We start from the raw sequence: 24,473 nt of genomic DNA, 5'->3' as shown, positions 1-24,473 counted from the left end.
TTAAAAAATGAAACTGAAAACTATTTTAAACCCTAACTTTTTTATTATTTCATTTTTTTTTTGCTCATTCATTACAATCACTCAAAATACAATTTATTTTGATAAAAAAGAACTTAAAAATATAGTATTGGAATTGCATATTTATTAGAAGGAAAAACTTATTTAGAGGGAAATATATAATATTAAGAATATTTTAGACATTAATCAAAAACAATAAAAGAATTACAATAGATTTATCAAAAGATTTTATTTTTAACCATAGCAACAAATAACCTTATCATGAAAAAACTACTATTTATTTCTCTTATATTTTTAATTTCTTGCAAAAATGAATACCAACCAAGAAATATAGACTCCATAACAATTAAAGAGTTTAAAATGGATAGTACAAGCATACGCGCAATACAAGTAGTAGATAGTGCAAGTGTTTTTTATGCTGGTTCTAGAGGAGATGTAGGTTTTACAACTAATAATGGGGTTTTATGGAACTCTTTATTCATAAAACATCAAGATTCTATAATACCTCAATTTAGAAGTTTAGCATTTAATGGGGCTGAATATTTTGCTTTATCTATTGCAAATCCAGCATTATTGTACAAAATTTCCGAAGGAAATTCCACATTGGTTTATAAAGAAGAAAATGAAAAAGTTTTTTATGACGCGCTTACATTTTTTGATGATAATTTACATGGAATTGCAGTTGGTGATCCTACAGAAAACTGTGCATCAATTCTGTTAACTTCTGATGGAGGAGAAACTTGGAACAAAATTCCGTGTGAAAACTTACCAGAAATTGCAAAAGACGAAGCCTTTTTTGCTGCAAGTAATACAAATATAGCAACTATTGGTAGTACAGTATGGATTGCTTCTGGTGGTGGAAAAGCCAATATCTTAAAATCTACAAATTATGGTAAATCTTGGCAAATTTTTAGTACTCCTTTTGTGCAGGGTGATGGTCCTCAAGGTATTTACTCCATTGATTTTTATGACCAAAACAATGGAATTGCAGTTGGTGGAAATTATGCAAAACCAAAAGAAAACATAGCAAATAAAGCCATTACAAATGATGGAGGAAAAACTTGGACAATTGTTGCAGATGGACAAAGTCCAAACTACAAAAGTTGTGTACAATACGTGCCAAACACCAATGGAAAAGAAGTATTTGCAGTTGGTAAAACTGGTGTTTCTTTTTCTAATGATGGTGGAAAAACTTGGAAAGATGTTTCTGAAGATAGTTACTACACAATTCAATTTGTAGACGCAAATAATGCATGGTTAAGTGGACATCAAAAAATAGGAAAACTAAAGCTATAAAAATTTATGAAGTACATAATTCTTGCAATTGTAACTATGCTCCTATTATTTTCTTGTCAACAAAAAACAGACCTTCAAAAAGAATGTAATTGCAAAGAAATTTTTATTAAAAGCTTAGAGGATGTAACAGATGCTAAAAATATTTTTTCAATTCAACTCCCAAAAAATTGGAAAACAAATTTGTATACAGACAATACACAAACCTCTATTTATGCAGCAGATACTGTTAAACAACTAACAGAATCCATATTATTAGATGTAAATTTTATTAAAAATAAAATTACTTTTAACGATATGTTTAAGTTAAAAATAGAGCAAGAAAGTTTATCAAAAAAACTAATTCAAAAAAAAGCAAAAGAAATTACATTTTTAAACAAACCAAGCTATTACACTATTGCTATTGGTAAAAAAGGGAGTTTTAAATACCAAGTTTTACAAATATTTACAAAGGTAAATAACCAAAACTCTTTACTTACAACAGCACAAATTTATGGTGACTCTTTTGTAGAAAATAGAATATGTAAGGCAATTACTTTGTTAGAAAAAATAAAAATACAGCAAAAATGATTGAGAAAAAACACATTACGGACAGATTTATAAAGTACGTTACAATTAATACGGAATCAGATCCAGATAATCCTAGTTTTCCAAGTTCAGAAAACCAGTGGGATTTGGCAAAAGTACTCGTTAAAGAGTTAACAGATATTGGAATGGAAGATGTTACTTTAGATGAAAACTGCTATATCATGGCAACTTTACCAAGTAATATTGAAAACAAAGTTCCAACCATTGGTTTTGTTGCTCATATGGATACAAGTCCAGATTTTTCTGGAAAAAATGTAAAACCACAAATTGTTGAAAACTACCAAGGAAATGACATCATTTTAAATGAAGAAAAAAATATAATTCTTTCTCCAGATTATTTTGAAGATCTTTTACAATATAAAGGACAAACAATTATTACTACTAATGGAACAACACTTTTGGGTGCAGACGATAAAGCTGGTATTACAGAAATTGTAACTGCCATGGAGTATTTAATACAACACCCAGAAATTAAACACGGTAAAATTAGAATTTGTTTTACACCAGATGAAGAAGTTGGAAAAGGAGCTCACAAATTTGATGTAAATAAATTTGATGCAGAATGGGCTTATACTATGGATGGAAGTCAAATTGGTGAATTAGAGTATGAAAACTTTAATGCTGCAAGTGCCATTGTTACCATTTCAGGAAAAATTGTACATCCTGGATACGCAAAAGGAAAAATGATAAATTCATTACATATTGCCAACGAATTTATAGCCTCACTTCCACCAGAAGAAGTACCTGAAAAAACAACAGATTACGAAGGTTTTTTTCATTTACACAATATGAAAGGAAGTGTAGAAAAAACCGTTTTAGAATATATTATTCGTGATCATGATTTAGATTTATTTGAACAAAGAAAGTATTTAATGCAAAGAATTGCTTTTGATTTTAATGAAAAACTCGAACAAGATTTGATTGAGGTAGATATTAAAAATCAATATTTTAATATGAAAGAAAAAATTGTTCCAGTAATGCATATTGTAGATTTGGTAGAAGAAGTAATGAAAGAAGCTAAAATTACACCAATTATAAAACCAATTCGTGGTGGTACAGATGGTTCTCAACTTTCTTTTAAAGGGTTACCTTGTCCTAATATTTTTGCTGGTGGCCATAATTTTCATGGAAGATTTGAATATGTACCTGTAGAATCTATGATAAAAGCTACAGAAGTAATTGTAGGAATTGCACAAAAAGTTGCTAAAAAATTCACATAAAAAAAGTCTCCAGTAAACTGGAGACTCGTATCATAGCGTATGCTATTATGTAAATGTTTGATAATAAAGCCCCTAATCTTTATTAAAAAAGTCTATTACATAACACAAACTTAGTCATTTTAATTTATTTTATATAATAAATTACGATAATTCAGGGTTTTTCCCCTTAATATTTTTGTAAAAATCTTTAAAATGTCTAAAATCAACTTCTTTGTTATCTGTTGTATAGTATGGTTCTGAAATTTTTACCTTTTTATTTTCAAAATCTAATGTAGCCATTACAATAGGTACATTTGCTCCTTTTGCTATGTAGTAAAAACCTGTTTTCCATTCAGTTACCTTTTTTCTAGTGCCTTCTGGAGACAATCCTAATCTAAATTCTTCTTTACTATCAAAAATATCAACAATAGCATCTACTAAGTTATTATTTTTAGATCTATCAACAGGTGTTCCTCCTAAAGCTCTAAAAAAATAGCCAAAAGGCCATTTAAAAAGTGAGTTTTTACCAATAAAATGTACCATAGTTCCTAAGCTCATTCTTGTTAAAATAGCTATAGGAAAATCTACCCAACTTGTATGTGGAGCAGCAATAACAACATATTTTTTAGGGTGCTTTGGAAACTCGTTCTCAATTTTCCAACCTAAAATCTTATATAAAATAAATTTAGCAAAACCTTTCATCATGATTATTAAAACATTTGTTTACAAAAACATTTTATTATGGTTTTATGTTGTGTTTTAAAGTGATAAATTTAAGGACTTAAATTTATATAATGACCGAATTAATTATTTACTTACTAATTGCCATTTTATTTGCTGTAATTGGCTTATTTATAGGGAAATTACTCTCAAAAATAAATTTTGAGAAAAATAAAACTTCTCTAGAAAAAGAAAAATCTACCTTAGAAGAACGTGTTGTTTTATTACAACAATCTAAAGATATGGTAGAAAATAATTATATAGAGCTACAAAAAGAGCTAAAAACTATTCAACAAGAAAAAGAACATTTAATAACTACAAATACAAGACAAGAAGCAGAAGTTGATAATTTACGCTTAAAATTAGATGAAAATAAAGGTGAAGTTGAAAAGCTAAATGAAAAATTCACCAAAGAATTTGAAAATCTAGCAAATAAAATTTTAGATGAAAAATCAACCAAATTTACAGAACAAAATAAAGAAAATATAAAAAATATACTAAGCCCTTTACAAGAAAAAATAAAAGGATTTGAGGATAAAGTAGACAAGACACACAAAGAAAGTATAGATTATCATGCAGCTTTACGTCAGCAAATTTTAGGTTTAAAAGAGTTAAATCAACAAATGAGTAAAGAAACTTTAAACCTTACCAAAGCATTAAAAGGTGATAATAAAATGCAAGGTAATTGGGGTGAATTGGTTTTAGAACGTGTTTTAGAAAAATCTGGTTTAGAGAAAGATAGAGAGTATTATGTACAGCAAAGCTTTACCAATGAAGATGGAAAAAGATTACTACCTGATGTTGTAATTCATTTACCAGATAATAAAAAAATGGTGGTAGACTCTAAAGTTTCTTTGGTTGCTTACGAACAATATATAAATGAAGAAGACGAACTTTTAAAAACTAGTTTTTTAAAGCAACATGTTGCTTCTTTAAAAAGACATGTAGAACAATTAAGTGATAAGAAATATGAAGATTTATATGGAATAGAATCACCAGACTTTGTACTTCTTTTTATACCTATTGAACCCGCTTTTGCTGTGGCTTTAAATTCTGACACAAACTTATATAACAAAGCTTTCGAAAAAAATATAGTAATTGTTACACCTTCTACTCTATTAGCTACTTTGCGCACAATTGATACTATGTGGAATAATGAAAAGCAGCAAAGAAATGCATTAGAAATTGCAAAACAAGCTGGCGCTTTGTATGATAAATTTCAAGGACTTTTAAATGATTTAATAGGAATAGGAAAAAGAATTGATGATAGTAAGAAAGAATATTCAAATGCGATGAACAAATTGGTTGAAGGAAGAGGCAACATTATTAGAAGCGTAGAAAAGTTGAAAAAAATGGGTGCAAAAGCCAAAAAAGCTTTACCAGAAAAAATTATTGAACGTGCCAATTCTGACGATTAACTTCTTTTGAGTTCTTATTTCAATCGATATTGTTAATATATTTTATGTTTTGATAGTAATTTTACAATACATAAAATGTACAAGATTATGAATAAAAAAGATAGAAATAGCGCAGAAAACGAAACAAAAGGAAACTCAGGTGATGTTCATGAAAAAGGGCTACACCCTTTGAAAGGAACCGTAAAAAAGGATTCTTATAAAGATACAGATAGCAATAAAGAACTTTTGAAAGGTGAAGATAAAGATACCGTACAAAATCAAGTTCATAGTGCTACAGATGATAATGACAAAGTAGCTGATAAGATTCAAAATTCTGATAAAAAGTAAAATCGATTTAAAAGAGTTATTATTTAAATTGATACTGTTAAGAACCAACCTTAAATCGTTTTAAATTTGTAGTAATATTAACCAGTACAATTTTTAGTACATAAATATAAGACTATGAATACAGATACAAATGAAGGAAAGTGGAAACAAATCAAAGGAGAGTTTAAAGAAGAATATGGTAAAATTACCAAAAATGAATCTACAGAAGCAGAAGGATCTTTTGACAAGTTAGTTGGAAAAATTCAAGAAAAATACGGAGAAACCCGTGAGAAGATAGAAAAAGAAATAAAAAGTTGGTAAAACTTTTTTAATTATTGGGGATTATAAAAAAAAGCATCAAAATTTTAAATTTTGATGCTTTTTTATTTTTCTATTATAAGAATAAAATATCAAAAACTAGATTGATTACATTACGAACAATCTTTTAGCTTTCATCATATCAGAAACTTGCTCACCTATTTCGTGTAAAGCATCATCATCATCTGCATTTTTAATTGCCTCATCAATAAAATTAACAACAGCAACCATATCATCTTCTTTTAATCCACGAGTTGTAATAGCTGGTGTTCCAACACGAATTCCAGAAGTTACAAATGGTGATTTATCATCAAAAGGAACCATATTTTTATTTACGGTAATATCTGCTTTTCCAAGAGCAATTTCAGCATCTTTACCAGAAATGTTTTTATTTCTTAAATCTATAAGCATACAGTGATTATCTGTTCCACCAGAAATAATATCATAACCTCTAGCAACAAATTCTTTTGCCATTGCTGCAGCGTTTTCTTTCACTTGAATTTGATACTCTAAAAACTCATCTGTTAAAGCTTCACCAAAAGCAATTGCCTTAGCTGCTATTACATGTTCTAAAGGTCCACCTTGATTTCCAGGAAAAACTGCAGAGTTTAATAACATCGACATCATTTTTGGTTTTCCACTTTTTAAATTTTCACCAAAAGGATTTTCAAAATCTTTTCCAATCATAATCATTCCACCTCTTGGACCACGTAACGTTTTATGAGTAGTAGTAGTTACAATATGACAGTGAGGTAAAGGATCATTCAAAATTCCTTTTGCAATTAAACCAGCAGGATGAGAAATATCTGCCATTAAAATTGCGCCAACACTATCAGCAATTTCTCTAAACTTTTCAAAATCAATATCTCTTGAATATGCAGAAGCTCCTGCAATAATTAATTTTGGTTTATGTTCTTTAGCTTGTTGTTCTAAGTGATTATAATCTATTCTTCCAGTTTCTTTGTCTACTCCATAAAAAACAGGATTGTATAATTTACCCGAAAAATTTACAGGAGAACCATGTGTTAAATGTCCTCCATGAGATAAATCGAAACCTAAAATAGTATCTCCAGGCTTTAAACATGCTGCAAAAACAGCAGTATTTGCTTGCGAACCAGAGTGTGGTTGTACATTTACATATTCAGCTCCAAATAATTCTTTGGCTCTATCTATGGCTATTTGCTCAATAATATCTACAATTTCACAACCTCCATAATATCTTTTTCCAGGATAGCCTTCAGCATATTTATTTGTTAAGATAGAACCCTGTGCTCTCATAACTTGGTCGCTTACAAAATTCTCCGAAGCTATTAACTCCAAACCATTTAACTGTCTTTCTTTTTCTTCTTGAATAAGGTCAAAAATCTGATTGTCTAATTGCATTATTATTATTTTAAATAAGTAGTAAAAATACTAAAAAACAATGTTGTATGAATTAAGTTTTTTGTATATTTTCAACAACTTATTAAGATTTGTAGAATTCTAAAAAAAGGTGTGTTAAAAATAAGTTATTGATGATATTTCATTTTAAAAATGATAAAAAATTGCATAGCTTTGAACAAAATAAAGAACTAAAAAATGATCATAACCGCAAATAATCCAAACAGAAAGTCTTGGCTAAAAGTAGATGAAAATTCAGATTTTCCAATTCAAAATATACCATTTGGTGTTTTTATTACAAGAGATGATATCATAACAATAGGAAGTAGAATTGGTGATTTTGCAATAGACTTAGGTGCATTTCATCAATTAGGTTATTTTGAAGGTATTCCACTTACAGATGACATGTTTTTACAAGACAATTTAAATGATTTTATTGCAGATGGACGTAAAACATGGCGTTTGGTAAGAAATAGAATTGCTGAAGTTTTTGATGTTACTAATGGAAGCTTGAGAGATAATGCAGAACATAAAGATAAAATTATCTTTAGAATGGACGAAGTAGAAATGCTTTTGCCAGTTGCTGTTGGTGATTATACCGATTTTTATGCAAGTAAAGAACATGCTACAAACGTGGGTTCACTTTTTAGAGATCCAGAAAATGCATTGTTACCAAACTGGTTACACATTCCTATAGGTTATCATGGAAGAAGCTCTTCAATAATACCTTCTGGAACTCCAATTAGAAGACCTTATGGACAAACCAAACCTTCTGAAGGAAGTAACAAACCTAATTTTGGACCTTCAAAACTATTAGATTTTGAACTTGAAATGGCTTTTATTACTACTGATGCAAATGTTTTGGGTGAAAGAATACCTATTGAAGAAGCTGAGGAATATATTTTTGGGCTAGTACAATTTAATGACTGGTCTGCAAGAGATATTCAAGCTTGGGAATATGTACCTTTAGGACCGTTTTTAGGAAAAAGTTTTGCATCAACAATTTCACCTTGGATTGTAACTTTAGATGCTTTAGAACCTTTTAGAACTGATAATCCAAAACAAGTTCATGAGCCATTATCTTATTTAAAACAAAAAGGTAAAGGAAGTTATGATATTCATTTACAAGTTGGTATTCAACCAGAAAATGGTGAAGAAACTGTAGTTGCAAATTCGAACTTTAAATATATGTATTGGACAATGGCACAACAACTGGCACACCATACTGTAAATGGCTGTCCTGTTGAGGCTGGTGATATGATGGGTTCTGGTACAATTTCAGGACCTACAAAAGATAGTTTTGGATCCATGTTAGAATTAACTTGGAAAGGTCAAAATCCAATCACTTTAAAAGATGGTACAACTCGTAAATTTATCAATGATAACGATACTGTAATAATGCGTGCACATTGTAAGAATGACCAAGTTCGTATTGGTTTTGGAGAATGTGTTGGTAAAATTTTACCTGCTAAATAAACTCAATATTTTTTAAATAATTATTAAAAAATAAAAACCGAGCAAATTGCTCGGTTTTTATTATATCATGCATTAAAAATACTAAACTATTGATGCAGCAATTTTTTTATACGTTCCATCTTCCAGTTTTTCTCTAATTGCAGAAAAAGCAGTAATGGTTTCATCAATATCTTCTTGAGTATGTGTTGCTGTTGGAATCAATCTTAAAATAATTAATCCTTTTGGAATTACAGGATATACCACTATAGAACAGAAAATTCCATGATTTTCTCTTAAATCGTTTACCATTGCCATTGCTTCAGGAATGTCTCCTTTTAAAAATACAGGAGTAATACAGGTTTGTGTTGTTCCTAAATCGAAACCAGCATTTCGTAAACCAGATTGTAAAGCATTGGTATTTTTCCACAATTTTTCTTTTAACTCTGGCATTGTACGTATCATATCCAAACGTTTTAAAGCACCTTTTACCATTGCCATTGGTAAAGATTTTGCAAACATTTGTGAACGTAAGTTGTATTGTAAAAACTGAATTACGTCTTTATCACCAGCTAAAAAAGCTCCAATACCTGCCATAGATTTTGCAAACGTTGCAAAATATACATCAATATCATCTTGAACTCCTTGTTCGAAACCAGTTCCTCTACCATCTTTTCCTAAAGTTCCGAAACCATGCGCATCATCTACTAAAAGTCTAAAATTGTATTCTTTTTTAAATGCTACAATTTCCTTTAAACGACCTTGTTCTCCACGCATTCCAAAAACACCTTCAGAAATCACTAAAATTCCTCCACCTGTTTTTTCTGCCATTTTTGCAGCACGTTTTATGTTTTTTTCAAAACTTGCCATATCATTATGACGATAAACAAAACGTTTTCCTGAATGCAATCGAACACCATCTATAATACACGCATGCGTGTCCATATCGTAAACGATAATATCGTTTTTTGTAACCAAAGCGTCTATTGCAGACATGATTCCTTGGTAACCAAAATTTAGTAAATATGCTTTCTCTTTATCCACAAATTCAGCACATTCTCTTTCTAATTGTTCGTGAAAAGGAGTGTGACCAGACATCATTCTAGCTCCCATGGGATATGCCATTCCATGTTCTAGAGCAGCTTCACCATCAACTTTTAAAACTTCAGGATGATTTGCCAATCCTAAATAATCATTAATACTCCAAGTAACTACTTTTTTCCCATTGAAAGACATTCTATTGGAAATAGGACCTTCTAATTTAGGAAATACGTAATAACCTTCTGCTTGGTCCGCCCATTTTCCTAAAGGACCTTTATCTTTTATGATTCTATCAAATAAATCGTTCGCCATTTTATCAACTGTTTTTGAGCGTGCAAAGGTAAGAAATTTTAACAGTTATTCAAATGCGAAAAAATGAAGTATTTTTTATAGAAAACCTTGGGTTTTCATCCAATTATCATTGTAAATTTTATTCATGTAACGTGAACCGTGATCTGGAAAAATAACTACAACAAAACTATTTTCATCAAAATAATTTTGTGCTGCATATTGTTTGGTTGCTTGCATCACTGCTCCACTAGTATAGCCACAAAACAAGCCTTCTTTTTTTACAATTTCTCTTGAAGCAAATGCAGCATCTTTGTCGGAAACTTTTTCGTAAACATCTATAATATCAAAATCTGTTGCTGTTGGAATTAATGTTTTCCCTAAGCCTTCAATTTTGTAAGGTTGTATTTCATTGATATCAAACTCACCAGTTTCATGATATTTTTTTAAAACAGATCCTATAGCATCAACTCCTAAAATTTTAATGTTTGGATTTTGTTCTTTTAAATATTTTCCAACTCCTGAAATAGTACCTCCTGTTCCACTTGCAGCAACTAAATGTGTAATTTTTCCAGCTGTTTGTTGCCAAATCTCTGGACCTGTAGTTTTGTAGTGTGCTTCAATATTCAATTCGTTGAAATATTGATTAATGTACACTGAATTCTTAGTTTTTTTATGAATGGTTTTTGCAACTTCGTAATAAGATCTTGGATCGTCTGCAGCTACATCTGCAGGACAAACGTGTACTTCTGCCCCCATTGTTTTTAACAAATTAATTTTATCGGCTGAAGATTTATCGCTTACTGCTAAAATACATTTATACCCTTTTACTATACTTATCATTGCCAAACTAAAACCAGTATTTCCTGAAGTAGTTTCTACAATAGTAGCTCCTTTTTTTAGAATACCTTTTTTTTCTGCATTGTTTATAATGTGTAAAGCAATTCTATCTTTTGAAGAATGACCAGGATTAAAAGCTTCTATTTTAGCAAAATAAGCACCTTTTAAGTTTTTAGTAATTTTCTGAAGTTTTATTAGTGGTGTTTCTCCAACTAATTCTAAAATGTTATTATGAATTCCTTTGTTTTTATTCATCCTATCTTTTCATCAAAAAACCTCACAGATTACAGAAACCTGTGAGGCTTATCTTTTAACAGATTGCAAAAGTACATTTTCGTATTGAAATATAAAATTGATTTTAGTGCTTTATCAATTCTGGATCTATTTTGTTTTCTAGAGCTAAGAAAAAAGTATAATCTTTTGCTGTTTCTTTTAAGGCATCAAAACGTCCTGAAGCTCCACCATGACCAGCATCCATATCTGTTCTAAGCATTAGTAAATTGTTATCTGTTTTTAGTTCTCTTAATTTTGCAACCCATTTTGCTGGTTCCCAATATTGTACTTGTGAATCATGAAAACCTGTGGTGACTAACATGTTTGGATATGCTTTACGCTCTACTTGATCATAAGGTGAATAAGATTTTATGTAATCATAATATTCTTTATCATTTGGGTTTCCCCATTCATCATATTCTCCTGTTGTTAGCGGAATAGAATCATCTATCATTGTTGAAATTACATCTACAAAAGGAACTGCTGCAATAATTCCATTATACAATTCAGGATTCATATTTGCAATTGCTCCCATTAATAATCCACCTGCAGAACCACCCATTGCATATAAATGTTTTTCTGAAGTGTAATTATTATCAATTAAATATTTAGAACAATCTATAAAATCTGTAAATGTATTTTTTTTGTTCAGCATTTTACCATCTTCATACCATTCTCTTCCTAAATATTGACTTCCGCGAATATGAGCCAAAGCAAAAACGAAACCTCTGTCTAATAAACTTAAACGAGTTGTTGAAAAATTATCTGGTATTGTATAACCGTAAGAACCATAAGCATATTGCAGTAATGGCGTGTTTTTATTTAATGGTGTATTTTTATGATATACCAAAGAAATAGCTACTTTTTTTCCATCTCTTGCTGTTGCCCATACACGTTTACTTATATAATTTTCTTTTTTGAATTTACCTCCTAAAACTTCTTGTTCTTTTTTTATTTCTTTCGATTTATCATTCATATTAAAATCGATGACAGAGGCTGGTGTTGTCATTGAATTGTACGAATATCGAATTATATGGGTATCAAAATCTGGATTATTGTAAACTCCTACAGAGTATGTTTCTTCATCAAAAGGTAAATAATAATCTTCTTTTGCATCCCAACGTATTATACGAACTTTATTTAATCCGTTTGTACGTTCTTCTAAAACTAAATATTCTTTAAAAATTGAAAAGTCTTCTAGCAAAGTATCTTCTCTATGAGGAATAACATCTGTCCAGTTTTCTTTAGTTGTTTTATTTACTGGAGTTTTCATTAGTTTAAAATTGGTTGCTCCATCTTTATTTGTTAGCAAATAAAAATCATTACCAAAGTGTGCTACAGAGTATTCTAAATCTCTTTCACGAGGTTGTAACATTTGCAAATTACTTGTAGGATTATTTGCATCTAAAAACTGAGCTTCTGTAGAAACTGTACTATAAGAACCAACGATTATATATTTATTAGATTTTGATTTTGTTACATAGGTACTAAATGTTTCATCTTTTTCATGATATACTTCTACATCTTCAGAAGAAGGTGTACCCAACACATGCCTATAAACTTTAGAGCTCCTTAAAGTTACTGGATCTTTTTTGGTATAAAAAAACGTTTTATTATCGTTAGCCCAAACAGAGCCTCCTGTGGTATTATCAATTATATCTGTATAAATTTTACCTGTTTCTAAGTTTTTTACTCTTAAAAAATATTGTCTTCTACTTATAGTATCTGTTGCAAAAACGGCTAATTTATTGTCTGGAGATATATTTAAACCACCCAATTGAAAATAATCAAAATCTTTTGCCATTTCATTTACATTGAACATTATTTGCTCTGTGGCATCTAAATTCTCTTTTTTGCGACTGTAAATAGGATATTGCATTCCTTTTTCATAGCTTGTAATATAGTAGTAACCATTATCTTTATAAGGTACAGAAGAATCATCTTCTTTAATTCTACCTTTCATTTCTTCGAATAATTTTTCTTCAAAATTTTTCGTATAACTTGTAACTGATTCGTAATAAGAGTTTTCTTCCTCCAAATAGCTAATTACCTTTTGAGTTTGTTTATCTCTTACTTCTGTAAGTTTTTGTTTATCAGATAAACGCATCCAAAAATAATTATCTATTCTAACATCTCCGTGTTTTTCTAGTTCAGTTGGTTGTTTGTATGCTATAGGTGCTTTTGCATCTGTACTTTTCATATGGTTATTTTTACAAGCGACTGCAAAAATAATACTTAATACAATAGTTAATAGATATATTTTCTTCATTTTTTTATGATTTAATTATTTAATAAAGTTAATCAATATTTTTCTTTAAAAATAGATTACTTGAGAAGTACTTTCTTAGAATTTAAAAAATATAGTCTATACTAAAGACATAATTGTCTATTTAATTTTCACATAAAACATATAATTTGGACATAAATTATATAAATAATGAAAACTAAAGTATTCTTTTTAACTGTACTCATAATTTTTGGATTTCAAACTAACTTTGGGCAAAATACGACGCTAAATGATTTTGAATCAGAAACATCTAATATTGTTTCAAGAAATGGTGCTGAATTTTCTATAGCAAACAATTCCAATCTTCAGCAAAATCAAAATTTAATGGTACAAAATTTTGAACCAGGGTCACCAAATGTCGTTTCAAGACATGGAGGTAGTTTTTCTATAGTTTCGAATCCAAAACCTAACGCAATTAATAATTCTGAAAATAGCTTAAAGTTTGGTAGAACTGGTACAAAATGGTTTGAGTTAATTGCCTTTCCTGTAACTAAAATAGTTGTTCCTGCAAATACTGTGAAATATTTAAATATTGCTGTAAATTTTCCTGCACAACCAGATGTAGTGATTCGTATTGATGGTGAGGATGAAAATTCTAATGGAGACCCTCAAGTAGCTATTAGAGCTATTAATAAATATACAGATTATGGGAATTGGGGAAATTTAATATTTCCTTTAGAAGGTGGTCCAAATGGAATAGAAATTAAAGCTATTATTGTTTTTCCAGATGCAGGTTTTGAAAATACACCAAATGGATTTGTACTTAATAATTCTGATAAATTTGGCTACATAGATGAAATTAGTGTAAGCGAAACAGATGGTGCTGCAGCGACCTATGATGATTATTTAAAAAATATTAAAACGGAACTCACCAAAAATTGGCCAAATAACAGAACAATCAACTTAGTTTTTCACGGACATTCTGTACCTTCTGGGTATTATCAAACTCCCACTGTTAATACTTTAAATGCATATCCACATCAAGTGTTAAAAAAATTATCAGCAAAATATCCTACAGCTGTTATTAACACTATAAAAACCTCTATTGGAGGTGAACACTCTATAAAAGGAGCTACAAGATTTGATACTGAAGTTTTAGTTCACAGACCAGATGTTTTGTTTATCGATTATAGTTTAAATGATCGCTCTCAGGGTTTAGCCGCTGCTTATGCTGCTTGGAAAGAAATGATACAAAAGGCTTTGGCTAGAGGTATAAAAGTTGTGTTGTTAAGTCCATCTCCAATAAAAGATATAAATATGTTAGCCACAAATACAGAGTTATACGAACATACAGAACAAGTTAAAAGATTAGCTTTAGAAAATGGAGTAGCTTTTGTAGATAGTTTTGAGCAATTTAAACAAGAGGTAATTAATGGCAATAATGTAAACGATTATTTATCAACTGGAAACCATCCAAATACTGCAGGTCATACTTTAATTGCTAATGAAATTATGAAGTTTTTTTAAATAGCAATCGCTATAAAACTTAATACAAAAGTCATAATACCTTTAATATGAATCATCTATAATAATGAAAAAAAAATATTTTTTAATCTTATTTTTACTTAGTAATCCTATTTTTATTTTCAGTCAAAACGATACTGAAAAATCTATAAAAATATGGAGAACATCCTCAAATACAGAGGCATTAATAACATTTCCAGTAAGCAGTTTTACAATTCCACAAAACACAACTATGTACATTCATGTAATGGTTAATTACGCTGTACAACCAGATATTGCATTAAGAGTTGATGCTGCAGATACTGATTCTAATGGAACTTCTGGAACTTACATAAGACCAATTAATCGTTATACAAATTATGGGGAATGGCAAAATTTGGTTTTTCCTGTCTCTGGAGGACAAAATGGACAGCAAGTTAACACAATAATAATCTTTCCTGATTTAGGTATAGAAAACGAACCTTCTGGTCAAGTACTAAACAACTCAAATTCTTTTGGTTATATTGATGAAATCATTCTAAGTTCAAATACTACCCTATCAAATGAAAATATTTTTGGTGAAAATAACAAATTCCTGCTATATCCTAACCCTACAAGAAATACGTTTAAATTTTCAACAGAAAAAAATATTATTGAAATTTCTTTATTTAATAGTTTAGGAAAAGAAGTTACTCAAAATATGTTTAAAATAAGTGAAAAGGAATATGACATAAGTAACTTGTCTTCTGGCTTATATTTTATTAAATTTGTAGATGAAAATGGTTTAAAAAAAACAAAGAAACTGTTGAAACAATAATTTCATAAAAAAATAAGATATGTTTGGAGATATTTCAGGAATGATGAGCAAGCTGAAAGAAGCGCAACAAGAAGTTGAAAAAACTAAAACTAGGTTAAATAGTGTATTAGTTGATGAAAGTTCTACTGATGGTAAGTTAAAAATTACTCTAACTGCAAATAGAGAAATTAAAGCAATCTCAATTGATGATTCTCTACTTTCAGACGCAGAAGAATTAGAAGACTATTTAATAATCACCCTAAATAAAGCCATAGAAAAAGCAACTAAAATTAACGAAAACGAAATGGCTAATGCAGCCAAAACTGGTATGCCAAATATTCCAGGAATGGATATGTTCAAATAATATTTATTGTTACTTCTAAACAATAATTAAAAAACTTAAAATAATTATTAAAATAAACTCATTTGAGTTCTTTTTAACATTATTTAAACTAAAATACCTCTTGTAAAAGAGGTATTTTTGTTGTAAATAATAACATACAATGAGTCAGAAAGAAAAAGAAAAAAAATCTATAGGTAAAAAAATAATTAAATGGGTTGTAATTACACTATTAATTTTAATAATAGGTTTAATTTCAGTTCCTTTTTTATTCAAAGATAAAATTGTTCAAATGTTTACAAATACCGTTAACAATAATATAAATGCAACACTTACTTTTAAAGAAACCGATTTAAGTTTATTTAGAAATTTTCCATCAGCAAGTTTAACGGTAAATGAGATTGCCATTATAAACAAGAAACCTTTTTTAGGAGACACTTTGTTTAATGCTAAGGAATTGAGTTTAAAAATGAAAATTACTGAACTTTTTAAAAGCGCCAATGAGACTCTAGAAATTAAGATTATTTCTACAAATAACGGAAAAGTAAACATCTTATTTAATAAAGAAAATATTGGTAATTACGACATTGCTTTAAAAAAAGAAGCAACTTCAAATTCTAATGAAGAAACCTCTTTATCGTTAAATATTCAAGAATATGAGTTGGAAAATATGGCTTTCAGTTATTATGACGAAAACTCTCAAATAAAATTAGTTTTAGACAGTATACATCATTCAGGTAAAGGAAACTTTGCAAAAGAAGTTTTGGACTTAGATACCAAAACAACAGCTAAACTTTCCTTTGATATGGAAAACACAAATTACTTACAAAATGTTGGTGTAAAACTAAATGCAGTTTTAGGAATCGATTTAAAAAACCTAAAATACACCTTTAAAGAAAACACAGGTTATATAAATCAATTACCTTTAGAGTTTGATGGTTTTATTCAATTAGTAGAAGAAAACCAACTGTATGACATTAACTTTAAAACACCAACATCATCTTTTAAAAATTTATTGGCATTAATACCAAAACAATACTCAGGTAATTTAGCAACAGTAACTACAGAAGGTAATTTTGATTTAAAAGGAGCTGTAAAAGGAACGTACTCAAAAACTACCATTCCAACATTAAACATTTCTTTTATTTCTAAAGATGCCATGTTTAAATATGCAGATTTACCAAAAGCAGTAAATAACATCAATATAGATGCAACTATTTTAAATAAAACTGGGTTTGTTAAAGACACTTACATAGATATTAATAACACTTCATTTAAAATTGATAAAGACATTTTTAACGCAAGTGGAAATATTTCAAATATTACAGAAAATGTAAAAGTAAGTTTAAAAGCAAACGGAACTATTAATTTGCAAAACATCAGTAAAGTGTATCCTGTAACTTTTGAAAACCAATTAGAAGGTATTTTAAAAGCAAATGTTTCCGCTAATTTTGATATGAATTCTATTGAAAGAAAAAACTACCAAAACATCAAAAACTCAGGAGAAATTTCTGTATCAAACTTTAAATATGCTGGAGAAGATGCTGCCAATACTTTTTATATCGATAAAACATCCATTGCTTTCAATCCACAAACTATAAAACTTAATGAGTTCAATGCAAAAACAGGAACTTCAGACATTTCTTTAAAAGGAGATTTGAATAATTTTTACGGTTTTTTATTTAAAGATGAGTTGCTAAAAGGAAATTTTACTCTAAACTCTAACAATTTTAAGGTAGATGATTTTTTAGCTAAAAATGAAGAAAAAACAACAACTACCAGCTCGAAAGCTTTAAAAATTCCATCTTTTTTAGATGTAAAATTAAATGCAAAAGCAAAAAATGTAGTTTATGACAATATTATTTTAAAAAACGTTTCTGGAGATTTATTTATAAAAGATGAAGCTGTTAGTCTGCAAAATGTAAGCTCAAACATTTTTGATGGTAAAATTGGTTTCAATGGAAATGTTTCAACAAAAGGAAATAAATCGAACTTTAAAATGGATTTAAAACTGCAAGAATTAAACATTGCAGAATCATTTTCTCAATTAGAAATGTTAAAAGCCATAGCTCCTATTGCCAAAAGTTTAGAAGGTAAAATAAATTCTACAATAAATGTTTCAGGAAATTTAACAGAAAACATGACACCTGTTTTAAACTCAATTTCTGGAGATTTGTTAGGTCAGCTTTTAAACACAAAACTAAAAGTGGCAAACTCTAAAGTTCTGAGTGCTATTGGCACTAAAGTAGATTTTTTAGATATCAGCAAACTTAACTTAAATGAAGCAAGTGCATTATTTACCTTTAATAATGGTGAAGTCTCTGTAAAACCATTCAACTTAAATTATAAAGATATTGGAATTACTGTTGGAGGTAAACATGGTTTTGACAATACAATGAATTATGATATTACTTTTAATTTACCAGTAAAATATTTGGGTACTACAGTTACAAATGCCATAGCAAAATTAACTGCGAAAGATGCAGACGAGATTAAAACTATACCTGTAAATGCGAACTTAACTGGTAGTTTTTCAAATCCTAATTTTACAACAAACATTAAAGATGCTACGTCTAATTTAATGAAAACTATTGTTGAGAAACAAAAACAAAATTTAGTTGATAAAGGAAAAGATAAACTAATAGATTTATTGGGTGGCAATAACGACAAAGCAAAAGATACTACAAAAACAAAAGAAACAACTAAAGAAACCACAAAAGACAAAGTAAAAAGTGTTTTAGGTGGAATTTTCGGAAAGAAAAAAGATACCGTTAAAAATGATTCTTTAAAAAAGAAAAATTAAAACTAAAGTGGAAAGAAAAAAGCCCTGTAATATTTCAAATATTACAGGGCTTTTTTAATTTTAAAAATAAAATTTTTAAGCAAAAGCAACACCTATCATTGCTAATAAAAAGAAAAGAAAATAAATTGATAAAATAATAATTGTAAAAACTCCTAAAAATTTATAGTGAGACTTTAATTTTTCAAAAGCATTTGCTAAATCTTCATCATTTTTTGAACGCAAAGCCATTTTCATTTTCGTAGAAAATTGAAATAAATAATAAACTGGGAAAAAGTAAATTAAAGCCATTATCAAATAAATAATTGTCATTACAGGTCCAAAATCAAAAGGCATTGCTTGTGTTTCTGGTAAGCTATTAAATAAAGCTCCAGCAAAAAAACTAAATACAACCATTAATGCTAAGCCAATAAATCCTAAAATAGATAAGAAATAAGTCCATTTTGCAGTTTCTCTTAAAAAACTTTTTGAAGCACTGTTTAAAGTTAATTGTTCTAATTGTGTAATTGGGTTTTCCATAATATTTTTTTTGGTTAATATTTTCAAAAATAGTAAAAAAAAAAGCCACAAATTTTAAAATTTGTGGCTAAATATAAATTCTTTTAAAAATTAAAATTCAGAAATTGTTTTCTTAATGATAGAAATACAATCCATTAATTGTTCTTCTGTCATTACCAAAGGTGGTGCAAAACGAATAATATTTCCATGAGTAGGTTTTGCTAACAATCCATTATCACGTAGCTTTATACAAATATCCCAAGCTGTTGAGCTATCTTCTGTATCATTAATTAAAATTGCATTTAACAATCCGCTTCCTCTAACAAAACTTACCAAGTCTGTAGTTTTACAAAACTCCGTTAATTCAGCTCTAAAGATTTTACCCAATTTATCAGCATTTATGGCTAATTTTTCATCAGCAACTACTTCTAAAGCAGCCATTGCAACAGCAGCAGCAATTGGGTTTCCTCCAAAAGTAGAGCCATGATTTCCAGGACGAATTACATTCATAACACTGTCATTTGCTAAAACTGCAGAAACAGGATATGCTCCACCAGAAAGTGCTTTTCCAAGAATTAAAACATCTGGTTTTACTTCTGGCGTACCAGAACAATTTTTTTCAGGACAAGAACAATTTCCACAAGTAGCTAATAAACGACCTGTTCTGGCAATTCCTGTTTGTACTTCATCTGCAATAAATAAAACATTGTGGTCTTCACACATTTTTTTTGCAGCGGCTAAATATCCTTCAGAAGGTACAAATACACCAGCTTCACCTTGAATTGGTTCTACTAAAAACGCAGCAATATTATTGCTACTTTCTAGTGTTTCTTGTAATTCTTGTAAATTATCATACTCTATTTTCAAAAAACCTTTGGTGTAAGGTCCAAAATTTTTACGCGCAATAGGATCATTAGAAAAAGAAATTATAGTAGTTGTTCTTCCGTGAAAATTATTTTCACAAACAATAATTTGCGCTTTATTTTCATCAATTCCTTTTACTTCATACGCCCATTTTCTAGCAATTTTTAAAGCAGTTTCCACTGCTTCAGCACCAGTATTCATTGGCAATAACTTGTCGAAACCAAAATATTCAGTTGCAAATTTTTCATATCTACCAAGCATATCATTATAAAATGCACGTGAAGTTAAACTCAACGTTTTTGCTTGATTTGTCATTGCATCTACAATTTTTGGGTGACAATGTCCCTGATTTACAGCTGAATAAGCTGATAAAAAATCATAATATTTTTTCCCTTCCACATCCCAAACATATACACCTTCTCCTCTACTCAAAACCACAGGAAGTGGATGATAGTTGTGTGCACCATATTTGTTTTCTAATTCAATTGCTTCTTGCGAAGTTAGTTTGTCTAAAACAGCCATTTTTTATTGTTTTAAATTAAATAATAACCATTCCTGTTCTACCTTTATCCTTTCAGCGAGAACTGAAAATTCAGCGTGGGAAAGAAATCATCCCCGAAGTTTTACAAAAGTAATAAAATAAAACTCCGAAATAAAAATTATTTAATCGCTACCTAAAAAGGTTGAGCCTTCACTAGTTTCTTTTTTAATGCTGAATTTATTTCAATATAAAAAAGTTAAAACAGTTAGCCTGTTTTGATCGAAATAGAAAGATTCAATCTATAACATAAATCACAAGTTTAAGAATAGTTTTTAAAAATTAAGGCTTTTGATTTGCTGTAATTAAAAGTTCTAGTCTTTTCATTTCTCTCAAAGTGGCATTTTTATGCATTTGCATCCACGCGAATATTTTAAGCATACTCATTACAATAAAACTAAAGAAAAAACCAGCTATCCATAAGATTAAATCATTGGTATTTTCGACATCAAAAGTTTGAATTAAGCAATAAATAAGAAGTCCAAATGCAACTACACTTATGAGGTGCATAACAATTGTAAGCCAAACATTTTTTCCTTTATATAAACCTCCAATCATTCCAAAAAGGTTTTGTTCTTGTAAACCATCGTAGAATTTCGCTTCTTCTTTAGATAATGTTTCTTTAATTAATTTGTCTATTTCTTCTATATTATCTTTCATAATTTCTATGTTTTAAAATTGTTTTTAACTTTTCTCTTGCGTGAAATAATCTCGATTTTGTGGTACCAACAGAAATCTTTAAAATTTCACTAATTTCCTTTAAACTATAACTTTCTTTGTAAAATAACTCAATTACCATTTGATGCTCTACAGATAATTTTTTAATAGATTTTAAAAGTTTTTTTTCTACAGAATCATCTTTAGTGATTTCAAAAATTGAGGTTGTTTTTTCACTTTCAAAATAAATTTTTTCAAGTTTTAAATGCTCTCTATTTTTGGCTCTAATAAAATCAATCGCTTTTCTATTTATGATGCTAATTGCCCAACTTTTAAACTTTTCTGGTTCTTTTAAAGATGGCAATTTTTTTAATATTATTCTCCAACTTTCTTGTGCAATATCTTTAGCAATATCAGCATCTTTTACAATCCACAAAGCAACTTTACAAAAAGATACATGCCATTTTTCAACCAAAAGAGAAATCATTTTTTTATCTCCTTTTTGGTAATTTTTAATCAAAATTTTATCAGAAAGAATGTTTTTTTTATTCATAATAGATTACACTGCATAGACGTGCAAAAAATGAAAAGGTTCAAATAGTTTTCAATCTTTAAAGATAAATTAATTATAAATGGATTTTTCAGTAATAAAAATTATCTATTTCCTTAATTTTGCAAACCAAAATAATTAAGAATGCCACGTAGAGAACGCAACAAATTTGTAAAAAAGAATCAAGTTTTAGAATTAAAAATTGAAGATTACGCTTTCGGAGGAAAAGGAATTGCCAGAATTCATACCGAAGATGGAAGTTTTGTAATATTTGTTCCAAATACGTTGCCTGGGCAATTGGTAAAAGCTCAAATTAGCAAGTCTAGTAAAAAATACGCAGAAGCTAAATTGATTGATGTTCTAGTACCTTCAGAAGATGAAGTGAAAGTTCCTTTTCAAGATATTCCTGGAGCGCCTTACATTCAATTACCTATTGAACTGCAACATGCATACAAAAAAGAAAGTACTTTATCTTTATTCAAAAGAATTGGAAAAGTTGAACATATAGAAGATTTATTTGATGAATTTGTAACATCACCAAACGTATTTCACTATAGAAATAAAATGGAATATGGTTTTTCTGCGATTGGTTATGATAGAAAAAATAAAACTGATAAAGACGAGTTTACATTAGGCTTTAAACGACGTGGAGTTTGGTGGATGGGAGATAATTTAGAAAAAGATTCTGGTTTGTTTGACAAGCAATTGGAAGATAACTTAAAAAACATCCGAAACTATTGTTTAGAAACAGGTTTAGCACCTTGGCACGGACCAAAAAGAGAAGGTTTTTTTAGGTATTTTGTAGTCCGTAAATCTTTTAAAACAGACGAATTATTATGTAATTTAGTAACCACTTCTGGTGATTTGGATAAGTTCGATTTACAAAAATTTGCATCTTTCTTAAAAGATATTTTCGGAGAACGTTTAGCAGGTCTTTTACATACCATTAATGATGAAACTGGAGACAGAACCATTGCTACTTCTGGAAGTTTAGAGTTGGTTTACGGAAAAGATAAAATTGTTGAAGAATTATTAGGATTGAACTTTGAAATTAGCATGAAAAGCTTTTTTCAAACCAACCCAAAATGTGCAGAAAAGCTTTACTCTAAAGTTGTTGAATATGTGTTAGAAGATAAATCTAAGGTAGATAATACTGTGGTTATGGATTTATTCTGTGGAACAGGAACTATTGGGCAAATTGTAGCATCTAAAAGTGAAAATGCGAAAATTGTTGGTGTAGATATTGTAGCATCTGCCATTGCAGATGCTAAAAAGAATGCCCAAAGAAATAATATTGATGGTTTAAAATTCTTTGCAGCAGACGTTGGAAAATTTTTAATTGCACATCCTGAATATCAAAATAAAATAAAAACCATTATTTTAGATCCTGCAAGAGCAGGAATTGCCCCAAAAACATTGCAAAAAATCATCAATTTAAATGCAGATAGAATGGTGTATGTTTCTTGCAACCCTGCAACACAAGCAAGAGATACAGAATTATTAGCAGCTGCAGGTTACCAAATGAAAAAAATTAGTTTGGTAGATCAATTTCCACATACAAGTCATATTGAGACCGTGGTTTTGTTTGAGAAAAAATAGTTTATATACCAAAAGGAAAATGAAAAAAAGCGTTATCATATTAATCCTCTTATTTATAGTGGTATCTTGTTCTTCATCAAAATTAATTGAGAAACCTACTGAAAAAATAAACGTAAAAACGCATAAAAGAAAAACAATTATTTATGATTACGTAGGTTTTATAGATATTGAAAAATTAAACTTCATTAAAAAAAATTACAAATGGAATAATGAAGAAGTTTTAATAATTAATTATTCTCAACCTGTTAAAAGTTGTCATTTTGATAACCATAAGATTAATTCTGTAACTAAAAAATTCTATAAAGAGTTTTATGAAAAAATTGATACTGAAAATTGTTTAAATATTAAAGTACTTGCAAACGGAGAAAGAGTTAGAAGAAAATTAGATAATATTAGTTATTTCGATGATAAAGATGACTTTTTGCAAACAATTTTTTTTGAAAGAAAAAAATCTTGTTTTGGTATTTTAGTAATTCATAAAAATGGTAATTACCTTCAATACAATGGGCATTATTCAGAAAGAGATGTTGCTCAATATATTTATGATTTAAAAAATAATTATTTAGAAAAATACTATCAAAAAAAATAATTCAAATTAGTTTTAACATCAATTTAAACAAAAATAGTATCAATAATTATATATTTAAAATCTTAAATTAAATGATTATGAAAAATACAAAACTATCAGATTCAGAAATAGAAAAAAGAGTAGAAAACTTACAAGATTGGGATTTTTATGATGACGCACTTCATACAGATTTCGAGTTTGATAATTTTAAAGATTGTATGTCTGCAATGAACAGAATTGCTTTTGAATGTGAAGCATTGAATCATCATCCAGAATGGACGAATGTGTACAATACATTAGACATTACGCTAACAACTCATGATGCTGATGGAGTAACAGAATTAGATTTTAAATTGGCAGAAGCTATCAATAAAATTATTGAAGTTGAAGAATAATTTC

23 protein-coding genes are annotated in these 24,473 nt (G+C 28.9%); 14 read left to right on the top strand and 9 right to left on the bottom strand.

All coding sequences use genetic code 11. The features are described 5' to 3' along the window. Positions 1-279 precede the first annotated feature (279 nt). Genes FDT66_RS04215 through pepT form a run of 3 tightly spaced genes read left to right on the top strand, consistent with a single transcriptional unit; the run spans position 280 to position 3,119 of the window. Positions 280-1,314: a beta propeller repeat protein gene (locus FDT66_RS04215; protein WP_138534909.1), complete on the top strand. Its 1,035-nt coding sequence runs from the start codon at positions 280-282 to the stop codon at positions 1,312-1,314. Between the two features lie 6 nt (positions 1,315-1,320). Beyond that, complete coding sequence (locus FDT66_RS04210) at positions 1,321-1,881, top strand: hypothetical protein (protein ID WP_138534908.1); 561 nt, start codon at positions 1,321-1,323, stop codon at positions 1,879-1,881. After that, positions 1,878-3,119, top strand: coding sequence for a peptidase T (gene pepT, locus FDT66_RS04205; protein WP_138534907.1), 1,242 nt, complete (start codon positions 1,878-1,880; stop codon positions 3,117-3,119). The genes FDT66_RS04210 and pepT overlap by 4 nt, the downstream gene beginning before the upstream one ends. A 141-nt stretch (positions 3,120-3,260) precedes the next feature. Here pepT and FDT66_RS04200 read toward each other — a convergent pair whose 3' ends face one another. Further along, positions 3,261-3,800 carry a 1-acyl-sn-glycerol-3-phosphate acyltransferase gene (locus FDT66_RS04200; RefSeq protein WP_138535260.1) on the bottom strand — a complete coding sequence of 180 codons (540 nt, stop codon included), beginning with the start codon at positions 3,798-3,800 and terminating at the stop codon, positions 3,261-3,263. A 92-nt stretch (positions 3,801-3,892) separates the two neighbouring features. Between FDT66_RS04200 and rmuC the strand changes: the two genes are divergently transcribed. The 3 genes from rmuC (at position 3,893) to FDT66_RS04185 (ending at position 5,863) form a co-directional block, all read left to right on the top strand. Then, a complete protein-coding gene (rmuC, locus tag FDT66_RS04195) occupies positions 3,893-5,236 on the top strand; it encodes a DNA recombination protein RmuC (RefSeq protein ID WP_138534906.1) in 1,344 nt (447 codons plus the stop codon). An 87-nt stretch (positions 5,237-5,323) separates the two neighbouring features. Further along, positions 5,324-5,563 carry a hypothetical protein gene (locus FDT66_RS04190; protein ID WP_138534905.1) on the top strand — a complete coding sequence of 80 codons (240 nt, stop codon included), beginning with the start codon at positions 5,324-5,326 and terminating at the stop codon, positions 5,561-5,563. A gap of 114 nt (positions 5,564-5,677) precedes the next feature. Next, on the top strand, positions 5,678-5,863 hold the full coding sequence (locus FDT66_RS04185) for a CsbD family protein (RefSeq protein ID WP_138534904.1): 186 nt from the start codon (positions 5,678-5,680) through the stop codon (positions 5,861-5,863). 105 nt (positions 5,864-5,968) lie between these two features. Here FDT66_RS04185 and glyA read toward each other — a convergent pair whose 3' ends face one another. Beyond that, positions 5,969-7,243 carry a serine hydroxymethyltransferase gene (glyA, locus tag FDT66_RS04180; RefSeq protein WP_138534903.1) on the bottom strand — a complete coding sequence of 425 codons (1,275 nt, stop codon included), beginning with the start codon at positions 7,241-7,243 and terminating at the stop codon, positions 5,969-5,971. Between the two features lie 195 nt (positions 7,244-7,438). Here glyA and fahA point away from each other — a divergent pair, with 195 nt between their 5' ends. Beyond that, on the top strand, positions 7,439-8,716 hold the full coding sequence (fahA, locus tag FDT66_RS04175; protein ID WP_138534902.1) for a fumarylacetoacetase: 1,278 nt from the start codon (positions 7,439-7,441) through the stop codon (positions 8,714-8,716). Between the two features lie 81 nt (positions 8,717-8,797). On the opposite strand, the gene FDT66_RS04170 is transcribed toward fahA, so the two are convergent. The 3 genes from FDT66_RS04170 to FDT66_RS04160 all read right to left on the bottom strand — a co-directional run bounded on the left by FDT66_RS04170 (position 8,798) and on the right by FDT66_RS04160 (position 13,334). Continuing rightward, entirely contained in the window at positions 8,798-10,045 is a 1,248-nt protein-coding gene (locus FDT66_RS04170; RefSeq protein WP_138534901.1) for an aminotransferase class I/II-fold pyridoxal phosphate-dependent enzyme, read from the bottom strand. A 75-nt stretch (positions 10,046-10,120) separates the two neighbouring features. Beyond that, entirely contained in the window at positions 10,121-11,116 is a 996-nt protein-coding gene (locus FDT66_RS04165) for a PLP-dependent cysteine synthase family protein (RefSeq protein WP_138534900.1), read from the bottom strand. Between the two features lie 103 nt (positions 11,117-11,219). Then, complete coding sequence (locus FDT66_RS04160) at positions 11,220-13,334, bottom strand: S9 family peptidase (RefSeq protein ID WP_138535259.1); 2,115 nt, start codon at positions 13,332-13,334, stop codon at positions 11,220-11,222. Positions 13,335-13,571: 237 nt separating this feature from the next. On the opposite strand from FDT66_RS04160, the gene FDT66_RS04155 reads away from it, so the two are divergent. From FDT66_RS04155 to FDT66_RS04140, 4 genes are all read left to right on the top strand, one after another. Continuing rightward, positions 13,572-14,888, top strand: a complete 1,317-nt coding sequence (locus FDT66_RS04155; RefSeq protein WP_138534899.1) for an SGNH/GDSL hydrolase family protein — start codon at positions 13,572-13,574, stop codon at positions 14,886-14,888. 64 nt (positions 14,889-14,952) lie between these two features. Then, positions 14,953-15,681: a T9SS type A sorting domain-containing protein gene (locus tag FDT66_RS04150; RefSeq protein WP_138534898.1), complete on the top strand. Its 729-nt coding sequence runs from the start codon at positions 14,953-14,955 to the stop codon at positions 15,679-15,681. Positions 15,682-15,700: 19 nt separating this feature from the next. Then, positions 15,701-16,024: a YbaB/EbfC family nucleoid-associated protein gene (locus FDT66_RS04145; RefSeq protein WP_138534897.1), complete on the top strand. Its 324-nt coding sequence runs from the start codon at positions 15,701-15,703 to the stop codon at positions 16,022-16,024. Positions 16,025-16,163: 139 nt separating this feature from the next. Further along, positions 16,164-18,803 carry an AsmA-like C-terminal region-containing protein gene (locus FDT66_RS04140; protein ID WP_138534896.1) on the top strand — a complete coding sequence of 880 codons (2,640 nt, stop codon included), beginning with the start codon at positions 16,164-16,166 and terminating at the stop codon, positions 18,801-18,803. 75 nt (positions 18,804-18,878) lie between these two features. On the opposite strand, the gene FDT66_RS04135 is transcribed toward FDT66_RS04140, so the two are convergent. From FDT66_RS04135 to FDT66_RS04120, 4 genes are all read right to left on the bottom strand, one after another. After that, positions 18,879-19,319 carry a DUF5362 family protein gene (locus FDT66_RS04135; RefSeq protein ID WP_138534895.1) on the bottom strand — a complete coding sequence of 147 codons (441 nt, stop codon included), beginning with the start codon at positions 19,317-19,319 and terminating at the stop codon, positions 18,879-18,881. Between the two features lie 90 nt (positions 19,320-19,409). After that, positions 19,410-20,684: an ornithine--oxo-acid transaminase gene (gene rocD, locus FDT66_RS04130; protein WP_138534894.1), complete on the bottom strand. Its 1,275-nt coding sequence runs from the start codon at positions 20,682-20,684 to the stop codon at positions 19,410-19,412. Between the two features lie 298 nt (positions 20,685-20,982). Further along, positions 20,983-21,360, bottom strand: a complete 378-nt coding sequence (locus FDT66_RS04125; RefSeq protein WP_138534893.1) for a DUF6768 family protein — start codon at positions 21,358-21,360, stop codon at positions 20,983-20,985. Then, complete coding sequence (locus tag FDT66_RS04120) at positions 21,350-21,910, bottom strand: RNA polymerase sigma factor (RefSeq protein ID WP_138534892.1); 561 nt, start codon at positions 21,908-21,910, stop codon at positions 21,350-21,352. Before FDT66_RS04120 ends, FDT66_RS04125 begins: the two co-directional genes overlap by 11 nt. Positions 21,911-22,051: 141 nt before the next feature. Here FDT66_RS04120 and rlmD point away from each other — a divergent pair, with 141 nt between their 5' ends. The 3 genes from rlmD (at position 22,052) to FDT66_RS04105 (ending at position 24,469) form a co-directional block, all read left to right on the top strand. Beyond that, positions 22,052-23,506: a 23S rRNA (uracil(1939)-C(5))-methyltransferase RlmD gene (gene rlmD / locus FDT66_RS04115; RefSeq protein WP_138534891.1), complete on the top strand. Its 1,455-nt coding sequence runs from the start codon at positions 22,052-22,054 to the stop codon at positions 23,504-23,506. A 19-nt stretch (positions 23,507-23,525) separates the two neighbouring features. Further along, entirely contained in the window at positions 23,526-24,095 is a 570-nt protein-coding gene (locus FDT66_RS04110) for a hypothetical protein (protein ID WP_138534890.1), read from the top strand. A 77-nt stretch (positions 24,096-24,172) separates the two neighbouring features. Beyond that, positions 24,173-24,469 (top strand): 4a-hydroxytetrahydrobiopterin dehydratase, encoded by a 297-nt coding sequence (locus FDT66_RS04105; protein WP_138534889.1) that lies wholly within the window; start codon positions 24,173-24,175, stop codon positions 24,467-24,469. Positions 24,470-24,473 lie beyond the last annotated feature (4 nt).

The sequence above is a fragment of the Polaribacter aestuariivivens genome, from assembly GCF_005885675.1.
In the GTDB taxonomy this organism is placed as follows: Bacteria; Bacteroidota; Bacteroidia; order Flavobacteriales; family Flavobacteriaceae; genus Polaribacter; species Polaribacter aestuariivivens.
This window is presented reverse-complemented; position numbering and strand designations above follow the sequence as displayed.